Genomic DNA, 16,612 nt, shown 5'->3' with positions numbered 1-16,612 from the left:
GGAGAAGTAATTATGTCTGACAATAAAAATGATATAGAAAACACAGAAACTGTAAACTTAGGTTCTCAAGCAGCTCAATCCCCTCAGATTGAAACGGCTGAAACAGATCCATTAATGATTCGTGATACAGATACGACTAAGTTAAAACGCGTATCACCAAGTACACAAAATATCAATTTAGATGGCGAAAACTATACGGATACAGTTCACCTCAAAGTTATTAAAGAACGTAAAAAGCAACTTTCTGGTATTCTCACAGCGAGTCAAACAATTCGTTTAAGACCACCTTCAGCTGGTACAAAATCTCCTGAAGTGCGCAATACTGATTCTACAGTTATGACTCAGCAGCTTAAACTTCCTCCGCAAAAAGATGCTGCTTCAACGCTAAAAGTTGCTGACCCAACATCAACAGACACAGGTACAATTAAAGTTTCTGGTCCTGCATCAGCGGGTACACTACGTGTTAAGGCTCCTGTTTCTGCGCAACCTTCATCAGCTGGGACATTAAAAATTCAAGCACCAGTTTCTGAACAAAGTAATACTGGCGGTACACTTAAAGTTAAGTCACCTGATGATGGTGGCGGAACACTTAAAATTAAAACTCCAGATGGTGGCGGAACACTTAAGATCAAAGCATCTGGCCCAACTCAAGGTGCTTCAGGTACGCTTAAGATTAAAGCTCCTGTATCAGCAGATGAAACATTAAAAGTTGATCCAGATGCTGCTGGTGGAACGCTCAAACTTAAAACTGCTGGTACTCAAACGGCTTCTGCACCAAAAGCTCAAAGAAGAGCTCAAGCTCAATCATCCGAAAGTGATGAAGCTCTATTGGAGCAAGACACTAAAGGTAAACCAGGTATTGTCACTATACTTGTAGCTTTAGCTGCTTCAGGCGTTTTGGGTTTTACTGTATTCAAGAACATTGATCAATACATGGAAATGTTCAAAATTGCAGGCAGTTAAGTTTACTTAACACTTGTTTAAAAACGCTGAGATGAAAATTTCAGCGTTTTTTATTTCTTGATGAGCAATGATTTTAGTTCGCTCATTTCTTCAATAGCATACCTTATGCCTTCGCGTCCACAGCCACTGTTTTTGATGCCACCATAGGGCATTTTATCTGAGCGCCAAGTGGGTACATGACCATATATGATACCAGTACATTCTAGTTTATCCCAAGCCTTCATAGCTAACTGAATATCTTTTGAATAAATACCTACATGGATCCCATAGGGAGAGGTATTGATTTTTTCAAAGACTTGATCAGTATCTGAAAATTCTTCTATAATAAATAATGGTGCAAAGACTTCATTTGCATAAAGAGGGTCATCATTTTGCACATTCCGCATAATTGTTGCTTGGTAAAAATTATTTACTCTTTTACCACCAGTAATAATTTTAGATCCTCGAGTAAGGCTTTTATTAACTAAGTCTTCTATATAACTTAGGCTATTATTACTTATCATAGGCCCTAGCTTTGTTTCTGGGCTTAATGGGTCGCCCATAACAATCTTTTCAGCTTCTCTTTTAATTAATTGAATTAAGTTATTGCTAATATCTTTGTGTATGTAGAGTTTTTGCAAGCTAATACAGCTTTGCCCCGCTTGGCTAAAAGCAGCGGAGATGATTTCTTTACTAGCTATTTCTAAATTTGTATCAGGATAAACGATACAAGATGCAACTCCACCAAGTTCTAGGCATACTGATTTCTTCCCAGCGAGTTTTTTTAGCATCCAGCCTATTTTTTCTGATCCAGTGAAACTCAAAAACTTAACTCTATCATCTTTAACTAATTTTAAAGAGTCCTCATTGGAGCAGGGGAGTACAGAAAAAGCTTCCTTGGGTAAAGAACTTTTCTTTAGCACTTCGGCAAACATTAAGGCGCAAAGTGGTGTTTTATCAGAAGGTTTTATAATAAATGGGCAGCCAGCTGCAATGGCGGGAGCGACTTTGTGGGCAATAAGGTTTACTGGGAAATTGAAGGGCGTAATGAATGTACAAAGACCTTTGGGATAACGTTTAATTAAGCATTCAAAGTTTTCCGAACTAGGATGTGTGTCCATCGCCAACATATTTCCATCCATTTGCATGACTTCAATGGATGCATAGTCAAAGGTCGAAATCACTCGTTGCATTTCTGCGCGTGATTCATTGATCGTTTTACCCGATTCCTGTGTGATTGTTACTGCGAATTCCTCAAATCTTTCTTCAAATAATTGCTTGCATTCCAGTAAGATTTTTCGTTTCTCATAAGCAGTCAAAGACCTCATGACTTTTGTTGCCTTCGAGCCGATCTCCAAAGCCTGATCTATATCTTGATCTAATGCTAGGCTTATTTTACCTAATATATGTCCCGAGTATACAGCCTTTACTTCTTTGCTTTGTTGAGTACGTACTTCTTCACCGCCAATATAAATGGGATAATGTTTCATATCAATAATCCCTCATGCCTAGTACTCACCTCATAGATATTCATGAGTACTGAGTATTATAAAGATAGTTGATTTGAATAGGGTGTATTCGATTCACCAAAAGGAGCATCTTTTGTATGCTTTTTAGACTTACTCAATTTATGCAGTTTTGGGTTTGGGATAATGTAAGGAAGTGATTGAACGTCTTTGTCGTAGTTCCCTTTGGATATTTCTCTGAGAATACCTTTTTGCATAGCCATCATTGCTGTTAAGCTCATTTCAGTATCGTTTTTTACTTTAGAGATGGCTAAAGTTTTAAAATAGTTGTCTATCTCAGGGCTTTTCACTAAGCTTTTCAGTCCAGCTCTAATGTACTGACGATTATCATTGAGAATGTATTGTCCTTCCCATAGGTTCATTAGGGCATTTAAACGTTCGTTAAGATCCTGTTCATTGAGCTCAGTGCTCTTAGTTTTGATTTTGCCGAGTACCTCTTGTTGGTTTATTAAAAAAGAAGTGTAAGTCCAACCCAAAAATTGCTCTTGCTTTCTTGTTTTGACTAAGTGATGAAAGTTGGCTGCAATGTATGGAGACCAGTCATCGAGTAAAAATTTGACTTGTGTAGTCAAGGCTCTGTTACTAAGTTTGAGATAGGCTTGTAAACGTTCATTCTTATCTAGAATGAGTTCACTTTGTTGTAAGACGTAGTCGAGAGCAGGAATACCCAAATAAATTTGTCCACTAGAATCGTCTAAATGTTTTTCGTAAAGAGTTTCAAGCGATATGGCCTCAGTGCCGTTAACTAATGCAAGAATTGATTCATCACCATTAAAATCTGCACTTTCCGCAAAAATGAGTTCTGACAAGTTCTGTTCAGTTTTAAGGTAGGGGTAATCTAGTGGGCCATGGATATGGCGAAAAGGGGTGGTTTTATTATATGTGCTTCTAAACTGTTGCAGGCTTGCAATAGTTTTCTCTATTTGCTCTTTGCGGGGCTTCTCAATTAATAAGTCGAGGTCTGCGGAAAAAGCTTGCTGAGAAAAGTATAAGTCTTGATAGAGGTCAAAGGCTGTGGTTAAGTATGATCTACGAAAAACATTTTCTCTTTCACCAATATGTTTTTGTGTGTAAGGGCCATCGTGATTGGCGCAAGAAATAAGGAAACAGCTAATAAATAAGCTTAAAATTAGTTTTGACATATGTACTCCGAATGTTAATGAATCAAGATAATCTAGCGTCTACAACTTTCCATGTAGCTATGCTTTAATTCTCTTCTTTTACAGCTAGTTGACCACAAGCGCCATCAATATCACGGCCTAAATTTTTGCGTATTGTCACACTCAAGCCTTTTGATTTTAGATGATTTCTAAATTGATCGGCTTTTTGTTTGGTGGAACCCTTATGTTCGCTATCGGTTTCGTTGTATACAATGAGGTTAGTGTGTGTTAATTCTGGTCGCTTGAGAGACTTGAGAAATGCACTCAGTTCACTAGCATGCGATAACTCATTGTTTTCACCTTCTAATAAGACGTATTCAATAAATACTTTACGGTGGGTCGTATCGATATATTCATCAAGGCATTCTCTGATTTTCTCCAAATCAAAAGCCTTATTAATGGGCATAATCGATGAGCGTAGTTCATCTTTTGCTGCGTGAAGGGAAAGAGCTAAGTTGACCTGAGGGAATTTGTCGGCCATTTCTTTAACACCCTTGAGGAGGCCTGAAGTAGAAACCGAGATATGGCGTGAACCAATTTTAAAACCATCTTCCGCAGTTAATTCTTCGATACTATTAAAAACTTCTTTGGTATTGTGTAGCGGCTCGCCCATACCCATATAAACCACATTGTTTAACCTTTCAGTGTCAATATCATTTTTGGCAATGAATTGCCGCCAAAAAAGGACTTGATCGGAAATTTCTTCAGAAGTCAAGTTACGTGTTAAACCCATGGTGCCGGTGGCACAAAAACTGCATTTCATTGCACAGCCTACTTGAGAGCTAATACAAGCAGTCCATAAACCTGGTTTAGGGCTCATCAGTACAGATTCAATTTTCAACCCATCATGGAGTTCTAAAAGTGCTTTGTAAGTTACTTTGTCAGAAGAAGCAAAGACTTTATTAACGTTTAAGCACAGAACTTGGTTCTCTTCAGTAAGTTTATTTCTTAGGTCTTTGGGGAAATTGGTCAGTTGTTCAAAGGAACTATAATGGTGTTCAAAGAAAGCTTCTTTTAATTGCTTGGCCCTAAATTTTGGTAATTTGTATTCTTCAACAATAGCTTGGATTCGTTCGCGGTTCATAATTATTTTTCCTCTGCAAGCTTCGCAATAGCTTGTCTCGCCGCATCTTCTTGTGCAGCTTTTAGCGTTTTTCCCTGTCCTTTTGCAATGAGTTCTTTATTCAAGATACAATCAACTTTATATAGAGGTTCGTGTTCAGGGCCAGTTTTTGAGATGGTGATGTATTTCGGTGGGGAGCCATGATTCTTTTGGGTTATCTCCTGTAGAGTGCCCTTAGGGTTCTGTACTAAGAGTAAATCGGCAGGTTCATTCCACAGTTTTTCTAAAGTGGTGACATGAAATTTTTGTGCAACTTCATAACCTTGATCTAGGTAGATTGCCGCAATCAAAGCTTCATAGGCATCGGAGAGGTTCGAAGGTCGTTCATTGCCCTTGCTTTTTAATTCGCTCTTTCCCAACAAAAGATATTTTCCAAGTGCAATACTTTGAGCACACTCAAAGAGTGCAGATTCCTTGACTAAGGCCGCACGATATTTCGTTAGATTTCCTTCAGGTGCCTCGGGATAGCGATCGAATAAATAGCGGGAAACAATGAGTTCTAAAACGGCATCACCCAAGAATTCTAGGCGTTGATTGTCGTTCATGGGAATTTGACTTTCAAATTTGTATGAACGATGTGTCATAGCTTCTTTTAAAAGTTCAATGGACTTAAATCGGCAATTAATTTTTTTTTCTAAGGCTGTCAGTGAAGATTTCATGTCTTATTTCGCGGCAAAAACATCATGTAGTAAAAGCCTACATGTTTTGTTTTCAAAGTTTCTGTAGGGGGTCGCAATTATGTTATAGAGTCGACCAGCTTCAAATTCACTGTAGTCAAAAGGAGTGTAGTAGGTAAAGGCGATTTTAGTACCAAACTTATCTACAGCATAACCAGATAATACAGCGCTAATGGGGTGATGGGTATCTCTGATTTGAACATTCTTAAAGAGGAATACTGGAGCATCATTACCATTGCCAAAAGGCTCCATGCGCTCGAGATCACCAATAAATTGTTCGTCGAGGTCTTGGAAGGAGAACTCGCCATCGTAGTATTGGTGGTTGCGCTTCTTTTCAACTTTATCTAAGAGGTCACTCTTTAGGAGAGCAATGATTTTTTCTTTAAATTCTTCTAAGTCATCGACTGCTAGAGAAAGTCCAGCAGCCATTGGGTGGCCACCAAAATTATTGAGCAGATCAGCGCAGTGTTTTAAGCCTTCAAGTAAATTGATGCCATTACAACTTCTGCCAGAACCCAAGAGCTCATCGGGATTTTTATCTTTCGACAAAACAATCGAAGGTAAGCCAAAGTGTTTGGTTAACTTCGTGGATAAGAGGCCGATTACTCCTGGGTGCCAGTTAGGGCCAACAACTAAGAGTAGGGGAGGAGCAGTTTTAGCCTGCTCTTTAGCAATTTGAAAGGCTTCCATATAGGCAGATTTTTCGGCATTGCGTCTAATACGATTGAAATTCTTCAATTGCCCCACCAATTGGCGAGATTCATGAATGCTATTGGAGGCAAGGAGTTTAGCAGATACCATGGGGTCGCCAACCCGGCCAGCGGCATTAATTTTTGGAGATATTTTTCGGCTGATATCCGCAGCTGTGATATGTGTATCTAAAGTTGTCGCTTCATAGAGTGCGCGTACTCCCGGACGAGGATTTACATTGAGTAGTTTGAGACCATTTTTTACTAAAGAACGGTTTTCTCCAATCAATGGGCAAGAGTCGGCAATCGTTCCCAAAGCAACTAGATCAAGGCCGTTTCGTAAATCAATAGTCGCTTTTTTGCCAATTTTCGAGCCATACTTTAAGAGAGCATGACAGAGTTTAAATGAAACGCCAACACCCGCAAGTGAGTATAAATCGATGAGTTCAGTGTGAATACGCGGATTGATAATGGAATAAGCTTTCGGCAATGAATCAGCTGGGTTATGGTGATCGGTAATGATAAAATCTAAGCCATGCTCATAGGCGTAATCAGCTGCTTCAAAGGAAGTGATGCCACAATCCGTAGAAATGACTAAGGAGGCACCAGCTTCAATTTGATTCTTCATTGTTGTGGGAGTGGGGCCATAACCATCATGGAGACGGTTGGAAATAAAAACACTCGTATCTGCACCGTAAGATTTGATTACCCAATTAAGTAGCGTAGAAGAAGTGACGCCATCAGTATCGTAATCGCCGTGAACAACAATCTTCTCATTATTATTGATCGATTTGAAAATTCGCTCTACTGTCTTTTGCATATCTGGAAAGCGAAAGGGGTCACTCAAGCTCGACAAAGATGCATTAAAGCAATCCGCATTCTTTTTCAGTAAACTGCGATTTGCCAAAACTGTGGCAGCAGGAAGAGAGAGTTGAAAACGATCTTGGATGTCGATCAACTCATTGTCTTCTACTTCCTTGGGATACCAATCCTCTATACAGCTTGATTCAGACATTAGTCATCCTCCGGAAAAGGAGCAATGTTCAGGACAAGTTCATTCTCTTCGAGGATAAATCCTCGAACTAGCTTTAAATCTTTTTGGTATTCTTCAGCACCAGGCCAGAAAGTCAGAGCATTGTGTTCTTTGAGTGATTCAATAGTGTCGAGCATGATCTTTTTACCATCGTGCTGAACTTGATTGATCTCTAGATAGAAGTGATCTTTTTTTAATCGCCCAGTTAACAAAACTTGACCATTGAGAAACTGACCTTCAACATCAGTCCACGAGGCAAACTTGAGCTTGTCAATAGGGAAACTAATGTCGACAAATATCGCTTCTTCAGTGATTTTGTTGACGCGTGCATATTTGCGGAAATCGTCAAAGCTTACATCGTGTGCCATCAGGCTGTTGAGTTCTTGGCTATTTAAACGAAGTTCGCTTTCTTGTCCTTTATTGGCCATGGCCAAGGATTTGGCAAGCTTATCAAGGACGGCAAGGTATTGCGCTTTACTCTCAGGGAAACTGAAAGTAAGGGATTCTTTAGAACTGTATTTTTTGATATGCCTAATGCCAGATGCAACGGAGACCCAGCCAAGTGCAATAGCAAGCACAAGTAGGACGAAAGAGGCACTAGCACCGATGATAAAAGAGCGGCTCGCTCCTTTAATCTCCGGCTTAGGCGGAGGTGTAGGTGAACTGGACATGAAAGATACTCATATAATATGTTAAGCAAACACAAATGCGACGTAGTCGACATCTGAACTCAAAAAGGGAAAAGAACTAATTTTCTTTTGTGGCTTCTTCGAGTTGTTTGTTGTGTTGCTTGTTAATATTGTTGAGGTCTGCCTCAGCTTTTTTCATTTGTTTTACTTGGTTTTTACCCGTCAATTGGTCTGCAGTTTGATCAACGCCCTCTGCAGCTTCCTTACAGGAAAGCAGTGTTAATGCTCCTATTAGACAAAAGCCAAAATATTTTGCTTTTAGTTTCATGTTTCTATTCCTTTTTAATTATAATAAAAAAGCCTCTAAATTTGACTATGCAACCTCTGCAGAGGGGCTAATTTTGGCTAATTCGAATTTTACGGAGTAAAAATATGTTTTCTTTTGATGGCTTTTCATCTGCGGACGATGAACATCGCAAGCGTGAAAAAAATAAAGCGCGCGAATTAAGGCAGTCACAATGGTGGAAGAATCAGAAAGGCAAGGGCTTATGTTATTATTGTAAACAGGACTTTCACCCCTCTGATTTAACTATGGATCACTTGGTTCCCATTGTACGTGGTGGGAAAACAACTAAGAGTAATTGCGTGCCATGTTGCCAAGAATGCAACAGTCAAAAAAAATACCTATTGCCTATCGAGTGGCAGGAGTATTTGAAAAATTTGAATAAACCCAAAGAAGATTCATAAAAATATTGAGCAGTTCTATTCGGACCCTCCGGGTTTCTTAGTATCCTGTTTGTTTTTATAGATCGAATAAAGTGTAGCTGCAGTCCAGAAGGGCATGGCCGATAAAAATGGGAAAGTTTCAATCATTGCTGCCGGAAGGTAAACAAATTTAAAGCCCAATAATAAACTGAGTGTCGCGACCAAAAGCATATTTGCAGGAATCGCAATTTCAGGTGCAAAAGAAAGTACAATACTAAGGATATCTGCGAAGATCGCAATGATAATCGCCAGAACAATTTTTGCGGGTTTATTGTTACTGGAGTCGGAGCTCTTGGTCATCGCATCTTGATATTTTTCAATATTTTTAAACTCGCTCATGACCTATTGTTCTGCAATGATTTTTTTGAGGTGAGTCGAAAAGTTTTTAAGCGCACTGCCCTGAATTATGCTAATATTTAAATCATGTGCCCGTCTTAAGTCGTAGTCTTCCAAAGCACGATAAGATGCCAAAATACCTTTGGTATGTAAGCCTGCATAGTCAACTAAAGTATCCATTTTATAGAGCGTTTGAGTGCCTTTGCCCTCGCGCGCTAAATGTGCTGTTTTACATTCCATGAGGTAGAGTTGGTTCTCGTGTAAAAAGGCGGCGTCAATTTCGTTTTTAATCCCTTGCTGATTACGGATCTCCACCGCAATGGCACAATCTTGTACATCAATTTCTTTCATGGCTAAATACGCGGCATCTTCGATCCAAAAACCCCGGCAAAAATCGACCGCACTTTGATCTACAAAAGTGATTGAATTAGCATCGTAATAAGTCAATAAATTGGCTTCGTAAAGTTTTCCCATTAACTCAAGTTGCTCATCTTTGAACTTGCGGTGATGACGCATGTTTAAAACGCCATCATCATCGGCGTCATTCGCCAGTTTATTTAGCAAGCCAATAGCCTTTTCAAATTCTTGAACACGTTCAAAGAGTTCATCCATTAATTTTTCATGCTTCACGGTTTTTGTTCTAACTAAGCTTTGTACTTCCCAGCCATGCAAAGCGAAGTAATCCTCGATTTTTATTTGATTGTCGAGGTCGTAATAATCAAAAGCCCCGGGATCAGTGATAGGGAAAAGGTGATCCTTTTCAACACAAAATCGAAAGATATCATCATCCAAAAATTCGTAGGCAGCTAAACACATGAGCTTGCTGCCGCAAGATAAGTTGAGGGCGCAGTCCAAAGGGTCGACTTGAACTTGAAGGAAGCTTTCTTGGAGGCAAGAAAGCTCATGCTTTTGGGAGAGACCAAGCATTTCCACTTCTAAGCCTTTGCTTAGGCAAAAGTTCCGCTGCATCTTAGCATCATCTTCATGGCTTGGAGAATAACATAAGATAACTCGCTCAGGGGCAATATGCGGATCTAGCAGAGGGAGAATGTTCTCCATGGCATTTTCATTGACTAAACAAATATGTGTTTTAAATTTTTTCACTCAACCTCCAGTTTGATTCTTCAAAATTACCTGTGACCTCGCTTATGGTCAAGTTCTCTTTGAGAATCTTATAAACACAGTCATAAAAAAGCCCCCTAAAAAGGAGGCTCATTTATCTGAAGACTAAATAGTATTCAGAACTTAGTCAATTAATGACTCCTAGATAACTTTATAGCGACCGGGAGTTGGGATGTTGTAGCTGCCGTCAGCATTAGGTGCCGTCGGAGGTGCACCACTCCAAGTATATGCATCTGGAACTAAAGATTCCGTAGAATTAAGCGCTTGTTCCCAGGTGACTTTTTTGCCAGAGTAATTAGCCATGCGACCCATAATAGCAGTCAAGGTAGCCTCGGCTCCATTGATGCCTTCATTGTATACTTTACCTTGATCAAGGGCTTCGATAAGGTGATACCATTCTTGTTGGTGTCCACTAACGCGTTTGCCTTTGAACTTCCAGTCGACAGCTCCTGAAATTTGATGTGCTTTGAAATGGCATGTACCCTTATCGCCATAAGCAATTTCTTCTACTGCATTGTCGCAGCCCTTGATGTGTCGAGCCTGACTAAACATTTGAGTGCCATCTGCATATTGATATTCTGTGAAGAAGTGATCATAAATTTCGCCGTGGTCATTAGAAGTTCTAACCTGACGCCCGCCCATGCCACTGCATGATACTGGGTGAGTGCCCTTAAGCCAGTTGATTACATCGAGGTTGTGAATGTGCTGTTCTACAATGTGGTCACCACAGAGCCAGTTGAAGTAGTACCAGTTTTTCATTTGATACTCCATTTCGCTCATGCCTTCCTGACGTTTGCGAGTCCACACACCGCCACTATTCCAGTAAACTTTAGCGTATTGGAAATTGCCGATGTCACCATTTTGACAACGCTGAATTGATTCGCGGTAATCAAATTGGTGATGACGCTGTAGGCCACAGGCTAACATAAGGCCCTTCTCTTCAGCTAACTTAGATGATTTAATAACCGAACGAATACCTGGGCCATCAACGGCGACAGGTTTCTCCATGAAAACGTGCTTGTTTTTCTTAACCGCATATTCCAGATGGATTGGGCGGAAGTGAGGTGGTGTTGTTAAAATAACCAAGTCACAGTCACTGTCAATAGCTTTTTTATAAGCATCAAAACCGTGGAAGACATTATCTTCACTTACTTTGGATTGTGGGTGACGGCTTAAACGCTTGAAAATTCCTTCTGCTTTATCTTGAAATGCATCTGCCACTGCTACTAACTGTACACCTTTGCGCACTTTAAGTGCCTGCATAGCTGCGCCAGTTCCTCGACCTCCACAGCCAATGAGTGCAATTTTTAAAGGCTTGTCATTACTTACGTTTTTTTTGATATCAAAGGCTTTTACTGAGCTAGTAGCACCTAAAATGGCGGCGCCTTTGACGAAATTTCTACGGTTAAATGAATCCATAAGTGTTCCTTTGGTTTGATTGAAATTCAGGACTTCTTATATATTAACTACGCAAGTTCTTGTGGATCTTGCGCTTAAAATGAATTTTTTATAAACTTTTTTATACTAGTCTAAGTATTTGCTGTAGTTTACAGTCGAATAGCAGTAGGCCATAAAGAAAACTTAGGCTGAATTTACACGCTGTGAGAATGACTAAATTAGGTGGGGATCAGGATTCTTGTTGCTTAATGATCATGATTTTTTGCCAGATCTTACGAGCGAAGCTATTGCATAGATCTTCTACATCATTAACGGCCGAGAGAACTTCGGCGTCGGGCATGTTTTGCGCATAATAGGCGGCGAGTTTACCTGTGAGAGAAAGCATTTCTGAGCAGTAATCTAGGTAACGGCTGAGCTCGTAGTTGCTCATGCTGCGTAGGGGGGAAGATGCGGTGTTATTGGCTTGATCTTCGTTGTCCTTTGTGAGTTGATGCATGTCAATGACGTGTGCTATGGCTCGAAACTCATGAAGGGCTTTGAGGGCTTTAGCACGCTTGATTCTGGCCTCCAGAGTGACGAGAAAAAAGATGGCGGCACCAAAAATAATAATTTCGTTGAGGACGGCATCTATAAGTGGTAGCATTTCCTGAATGGCGATTTTTTGCGGTTTAAATTCCATCATGCTGATGCTAACACCAATAAGGATGAGTGCCGAAACAATGGTAAAGCCAATGATTGTCCGCAGGGTGGTGTTTGGCTCTGCGATATGTTTGGCTTTCTCTTCGGTCTCTGATGAAAGGGCTTCGAGTTCAGCACAAACTTCAACTAGGCTGGATTTTGGAAAGCGCTCAGTAATACGTTGCTTCAGGCATTGCAGGGTGAGGTGGGTTTTCTGAAAGTTGAGCTGACGATACATTAAGGTTCCAGCGTGAAGGTTGAATCAGGGTCAATTTTACGAATAAAAGGTGTGGGGGCATCGCCCATGACGTCTGTATTAGTCTTTGGTGCGGGTTCTTCTTTCGTCTCTTCGACTTTTTCTACGTCTTCAGTCTCTGTTGAATCATCTTCTTGCGGAGCCTCTTTAGTTTCCGCTGGAGTAGGAGTTTCTTCAGCAATGGTTTCGCTTGGAGCTTCAGTTTTTACGGACTTGGCAAATTTTGCGGAAGTCGCAATCCGTTTGGCTTCGAGTTGCTCGAGTTCAGCAGCTTTAAGTTTGGCACTTTCGGCGGCGGCTTCTTCGACTTCATCTTGAGTGAAGTTGATTTTTGGTGCCTTCCAAGTGAATTTGTTTTTGGCTTCTTCTTCAGCGTTTTCCGCCTCAACTTGAGCTTCTTCCTCTTCGACTTGAGTTTTACTTTCTGAGCCACGTTTCTTTTTGAGGAATTTTGTTATGGGGCGTGAAGCCGTCTTGAAGCCTTTCGCCGTTGCAGAACGAATGGGGACATCATCAAAAATAAGTTCGGCAGTGACGTCTTTTGAGCGCGAGGTATCTTCCAGGTGACAATCGAGGACAATGCCGTAATTGGTGTCCATTATTTCTAGCTTGTTACCTTTAGGGAAGAGCAGGTACTCTTTGTCGAGGATGAATTTGTTGATCATGCAGCGTTTATGATAGGAGATGCCGCTTTTCTTATCAGTATAAATCACTGAGTAAATTTGCTCTTTATCAACGACAAAAATCTCACTAAAGCGCCCGACAAAAAGTTTGTCAGAAATATTGGTGACTTTAAATTTACCATCTTTAGTTACAATAATGATACGATCAAATTCAGTACATTTGATATAGTTGCCGTTGTTGATCTGTGTGCCAATATAGCCACCAACTTTGTCGTAGCCGAGTTTGACGTTGGCGACGGCAATTTCTTTAGCATCCACTTTTTCTATGCTCTTGATCTCAGTGAGGCGAGGATATTTCTTGCCGTATTTGGAGATTAAATTCTTGATAAAGTTAATAGTGTAATCTTTGAGGTGCTCGAGGTTGTATGCAACTTCCTTAAGGGCCTTGAGGATTTCTTCTAATTCTTTGTTATTCTTGTTGATATCAAAGAGTGAAATACGACGAATAGGGATGCGTAATAAACGTTCAATATCTTCATCAGACACATCGCGTCTAAGTTGGTCAAGGAAGGGGTTTAAGCCGCTGCGAACAGCTTCAAAAACATCTGCTTGGCTGGTGCATTCTTCGATTTTTTTATAGATGCGTTCTTCAATAAAAATGCGCTCAAGGGTACGATCGTGATATTTCTCGTTGAGTTTATTCTGCTCATTGAGCAATTCCCAGCGCAGCATATTGACGAGTGTTTGAGTGTTGTGATGCAAGACTTCGCCGACGTGAATTTCCTTTGGACGTCCCTTTTGAATCACAGTTATGTTGGGGCTCAGGCTGACTTCGCATTGGGTAAAGGCGTAGAGGGCGTTGAGGGCCCAGTCTGATTGTACACCACGCGGTAGATTGATCTCGATTTCTACGTTTTCTGCCGTGTAGTCCTGGATCGAAGCAATTTTAATTTTACCATTTTTGGCGGCGTCTTCGATAGAAGACATCAGGGACTCAGTTGTGGTGCCAGGAGCAACTTCTTTGATAACCAAAGTTTTGTTGTTGAGGACGTCAATTTTGGCGCGAACAGTGACTTTGCCACGGCCAAAATCATATTGGGAAACATCCATGATGCCACCGCATAGGAAGTCGGGGTATATCTCGAACCTTTGACCGCGAAGGATTTTGATTTGGGCTTTGAGAAGTTCGTTGAAATTGTGTGGTAGAATACGGGTTGCCATACCAACAGCGATACCCTCGGTACCCATCATGAGTAGGGCGGGGACTTTGGCAGGAAGACAAACGGGTTCTTTGTTTCGGCCGTCATAGCTATCGACAAATTCAGTGGTCTCTGGATTGAATAGCGTCTCTCTCGCTAGGGGGGAAAGACGACATTCGATATAACGTGCTGCGGAAGCATTGTCGCCGGTGAGGATGTTACCAAAGTTCCCCTGTTTCTCAATGAAGTACTCTTTGTTGGCTACCGTAACTAATGCACCATAAATGGAGCTGTCGCCGTGAGGGTGGTAGGCCATGCAGGCACCAACGATATTGGCAACTTTGTGAAATTTACCATCGTCAGCCTTAAATAGTGTGTGGAGTATGCGGCGCTGAACGGGCTTGAGGCCATCATCCACATCTGGGATGGCACGATCCTTAATTACATAGGAGGCATAATCGATGAAGTTGCCCGTCATCATGCGGTTCAGGTGCGTAGAAAAGGGGTGAAAGCCAATTTTTGCAGCTAGGGGATCATACTGCTCGGGGTTTGGGTTGATGATGTCTGCTGTGTCGTCAGTTTCCATGATTAAGCCAAGTTATCCATAATAAATTGTTTGCGATCGCCAGTGTTACTGCCCATGAAAAAGTCCAAGACATGCGGTATGTCACTCATTTTTTCGATGTTCACTTGGATGATGCGCATGTCGTCACCAATAAATTGACCAAATTCGTTGGGAGAAATTTCACCAAGTCCTTTAAATCGAGTTATTTCGTGGCCGCGACCGAGTTTTGCAACGGCTTCATCTTTCTCTTCTTCATCGTAGCAATAGACAGTTTCTTTCTTATTGCGAACACGGTAAATTGGAGTTTCTAGAATGTAGAGGTGACCATTGGTGACGAGACCCTCGAAAAAAGTGAGGAAATAAGTGAGCAGTAAATTTCGGATATGAAGACCATCTTGGTCGGCATCCGTTGCAATAATAACTTTTGCGTAGCGCAGGTCATCGAGGCTATCTTCGATATTGATGGCTTTCATCATGAAATAGAGTTCTTCGTTTTTGTAGACGAATTCTCGTTTCATGTTGTGGCTATTTTTTGGTTTGCCTCGCAGTGGGAAAAGGGCTTGCGTTAGAACGTCACGGCAGGAAATCATCGAGCCCGTGGCCGAGTCACCTTCAGTGATGAAAATCATCGATTCTTCGCCCAAGGTCGACTTGTCGTTGAGATGATGTTTGCAGTCGCGTAGCTTAGGGATCTTGAAAGAGGCTTTTTTCTGCTTGTCTTTAGCGAGCTTCTTTAGATCAGTAATGTTTTTGCGCATCTTCTCATTGAGAGTGATTTTCTCTAAAAGACGATCAGCAATAGTTTTATTTTTGTGAAGGAAGTCAGTTAAAAAAGTTTTTACTTTACTGACGACTTCGGAGCGGATCTCGGTATTGCCCAATTTGTTTTTGGTTTGAGATTCAAAAATCGGTTCTTTGATTTTGACGGCAACGGCGCCAAAGAGGCCATCTCTTACATCTGAACCATCAAAGTTTTTGCCAGCGTAATCATTGACGCCCTTGAGGATGCCTTCGCGAAAGGCTTGTTGGTGAGTGCCACCATCATTGGTGTATTGACCATTGACGTATGAGTAATAGTTTTCACCGTAGTTCGGGGTGTGACAAAAACCAAATTCGATGGTGTTGTCACGGTGATAGATGACATCATAGAGCTTTTCGTCATTGATTTCTTTTTCAATAAAGTCACGTAGACCATTGCGAGAATAAAATTTTTGCCCATTGAGCTGAAGGCTCAATCCGCGGTTGAGGTAAGCATAGCCCCACATACGCCGTTCAATAAAACCAAGATCGATTTTGAATTTTGGGAAAATTTCGCGAGAGGGAGAAAATTCGACTTCGGTACCATTTTCTTCCTCGGTGGAGCCTTCGTTCTCTCTGACTAGTATACCCTCTTCGAAATAAGCTTCTTTGAATTTGCCATCGCGAAAGGATTTGACTCGAAAGAAAGCTGAAAGGGCATTAACTGCTTTGGTACCTACCCCATTGAGACCAACAGAAAATTCGAAAGTATTGCCTTCGTATTTACCCCCGGTATTCATTTTTGAAACACAGTCTACTACAGAACCAAGAGGGATGCCTCGACCAAAGTCACGTGTGTAAAAAGTGCCGGCTTCAATGTCGATTTTGATAATGATTTTTGATCCGTGATTCATGATGAATTCATCGATACAGTTATCGACGACTTCTTTCAGTAGGACGTAAATGCCATCATTTTGATTGGTGCCGTTGCCGAGGCGCCCGATGTACATACCCGGTCTTTTGCGGATGTGCTCTAAAGGGTCAAGTGTTTGGATCTTGCTTTCGTCGTACTCGGCAGGAGATTTCTTATCGGCCATTGACATTCCCGTGTGTTTTGTGGATCAAGTAATATCTAGGAATATAAGATGGTGCT

Annotated in this window: 15 protein-coding genes; 2 read left to right on the top strand and 13 right to left on the bottom strand. The window is 41.1% G+C overall.

The window, feature by feature from the left end:
- The first annotated feature begins 12 nt into the window (after positions 1-12).
- Complete coding sequence (locus PQO01_RS01390; protein WP_274312254.1) at positions 13-963, top strand: hypothetical protein; 951 nt, start codon at positions 13-15, stop codon at positions 961-963.
- 50 nt (positions 964-1,013) lie between these two features.
- Here PQO01_RS01390 and PQO01_RS01385 read toward each other — a convergent pair whose 3' ends face one another.
- The 7 genes from PQO01_RS01385 to PQO01_RS01355 form a co-directional block, all read right to left on the bottom strand.
- Positions 1,014-2,432, bottom strand: coding sequence for an aldehyde dehydrogenase family protein (locus tag PQO01_RS01385; protein WP_274312253.1), 1,419 nt, complete (start codon positions 2,430-2,432; stop codon positions 1,014-1,016).
- A gap of 56 nt (positions 2,433-2,488) precedes the next feature.
- Positions 2,489-3,610, bottom strand: coding sequence for a hypothetical protein (locus tag PQO01_RS01380; RefSeq protein WP_274312252.1), 1,122 nt, complete (start codon positions 3,608-3,610; stop codon positions 2,489-2,491).
- A gap of 64 nt (positions 3,611-3,674) precedes the next feature.
- A complete protein-coding gene (gene rlmN, locus PQO01_RS01375) occupies positions 3,675-4,712 on the bottom strand; it encodes a dual-specificity RNA methyltransferase RlmN (protein WP_274312251.1) in 1,038 nt (345 codons plus the stop codon).
- Between the two features lie 2 nt (positions 4,713-4,714).
- Positions 4,715-5,410, bottom strand: a complete 696-nt coding sequence (gene rnc, locus PQO01_RS01370; protein ID WP_274312250.1) for a ribonuclease III — start codon at positions 5,408-5,410, stop codon at positions 4,715-4,717.
- A gap of 3 nt (positions 5,411-5,413) precedes the next feature.
- Complete coding sequence (recJ, locus tag PQO01_RS01365) at positions 5,414-7,132, bottom strand: single-stranded-DNA-specific exonuclease RecJ (protein WP_274312249.1); 1,719 nt, start codon at positions 7,130-7,132, stop codon at positions 5,414-5,416.
- Complete coding sequence (locus PQO01_RS01360) at positions 7,132-7,821, bottom strand: hypothetical protein (RefSeq protein WP_274312248.1); 690 nt, start codon at positions 7,819-7,821, stop codon at positions 7,132-7,134. Before PQO01_RS01360 ends, recJ begins: the two co-directional genes overlap by 1 nt.
- 76 nt (positions 7,822-7,897) lie before the next feature.
- On the bottom strand, positions 7,898-8,107 hold the full coding sequence (locus PQO01_RS01355; protein WP_274312247.1) for a hypothetical protein: 210 nt from the start codon (positions 8,105-8,107) through the stop codon (positions 7,898-7,900).
- Between the two features lie 104 nt (positions 8,108-8,211).
- Between PQO01_RS01355 and PQO01_RS01350 the strand changes: the two genes are divergently transcribed.
- Positions 8,212-8,526, top strand: a complete 315-nt coding sequence (locus PQO01_RS01350) for an HNH endonuclease (RefSeq protein ID WP_274312246.1) — start codon at positions 8,212-8,214, stop codon at positions 8,524-8,526.
- Between the two features lie 15 nt (positions 8,527-8,541).
- Here the strand turns inward: PQO01_RS01350 and PQO01_RS01345 are convergent, their stop codons facing one another.
- The 6 genes from PQO01_RS01345 to PQO01_RS01320 form a co-directional block, all read right to left on the bottom strand.
- Positions 8,542-8,883, bottom strand: a complete 342-nt coding sequence (locus PQO01_RS01345) for a hypothetical protein (protein WP_274312245.1) — start codon at positions 8,881-8,883, stop codon at positions 8,542-8,544.
- Positions 8,884-8,886: 3 nt separating this feature from the next.
- On the bottom strand, positions 8,887-9,984 hold the full coding sequence (locus tag PQO01_RS01340; RefSeq protein ID WP_274312244.1) for a Card1-like endonuclease domain-containing protein: 1,098 nt from the start codon (positions 9,982-9,984) through the stop codon (positions 8,887-8,889).
- A gap of 159 nt (positions 9,985-10,143) precedes the next feature.
- A complete protein-coding gene (locus tag PQO01_RS01335; protein ID WP_274312243.1) occupies positions 10,144-11,421 on the bottom strand; it encodes a Gfo/Idh/MocA family protein in 1,278 nt (425 codons plus the stop codon).
- A 208-nt stretch (positions 11,422-11,629) separates the two neighbouring features.
- Positions 11,630-12,316: a hypothetical protein gene (locus PQO01_RS01330; RefSeq protein ID WP_274312242.1), complete on the bottom strand. Its 687-nt coding sequence runs from the start codon at positions 12,314-12,316 to the stop codon at positions 11,630-11,632.
- Positions 12,316-14,742, bottom strand: a complete 2,427-nt coding sequence (locus tag PQO01_RS01325) for a DNA topoisomerase IV subunit A (RefSeq protein ID WP_274312241.1) — start codon at positions 14,740-14,742, stop codon at positions 12,316-12,318. The genes PQO01_RS01330 and PQO01_RS01325 overlap by 1 nt, the downstream gene beginning before the upstream one ends.
- 2 nt (positions 14,743-14,744) lie before the next feature.
- Positions 14,745-16,556, bottom strand: a complete 1,812-nt coding sequence (locus PQO01_RS01320) for a toprim domain-containing protein (RefSeq protein ID WP_274312240.1) — start codon at positions 16,554-16,556, stop codon at positions 14,745-14,747.
- Positions 16,557-16,612 lie beyond the last annotated feature (56 nt).

The organism is Lentisphaera marina, from assembly GCF_028745505.1.
Classification (GTDB): domain Bacteria; phylum Verrucomicrobiota; class Lentisphaeria; order Lentisphaerales; family Lentisphaeraceae; genus Lentisphaera; species Lentisphaera marina.
This window is presented reverse-complemented; position numbering and strand designations above follow the sequence as displayed.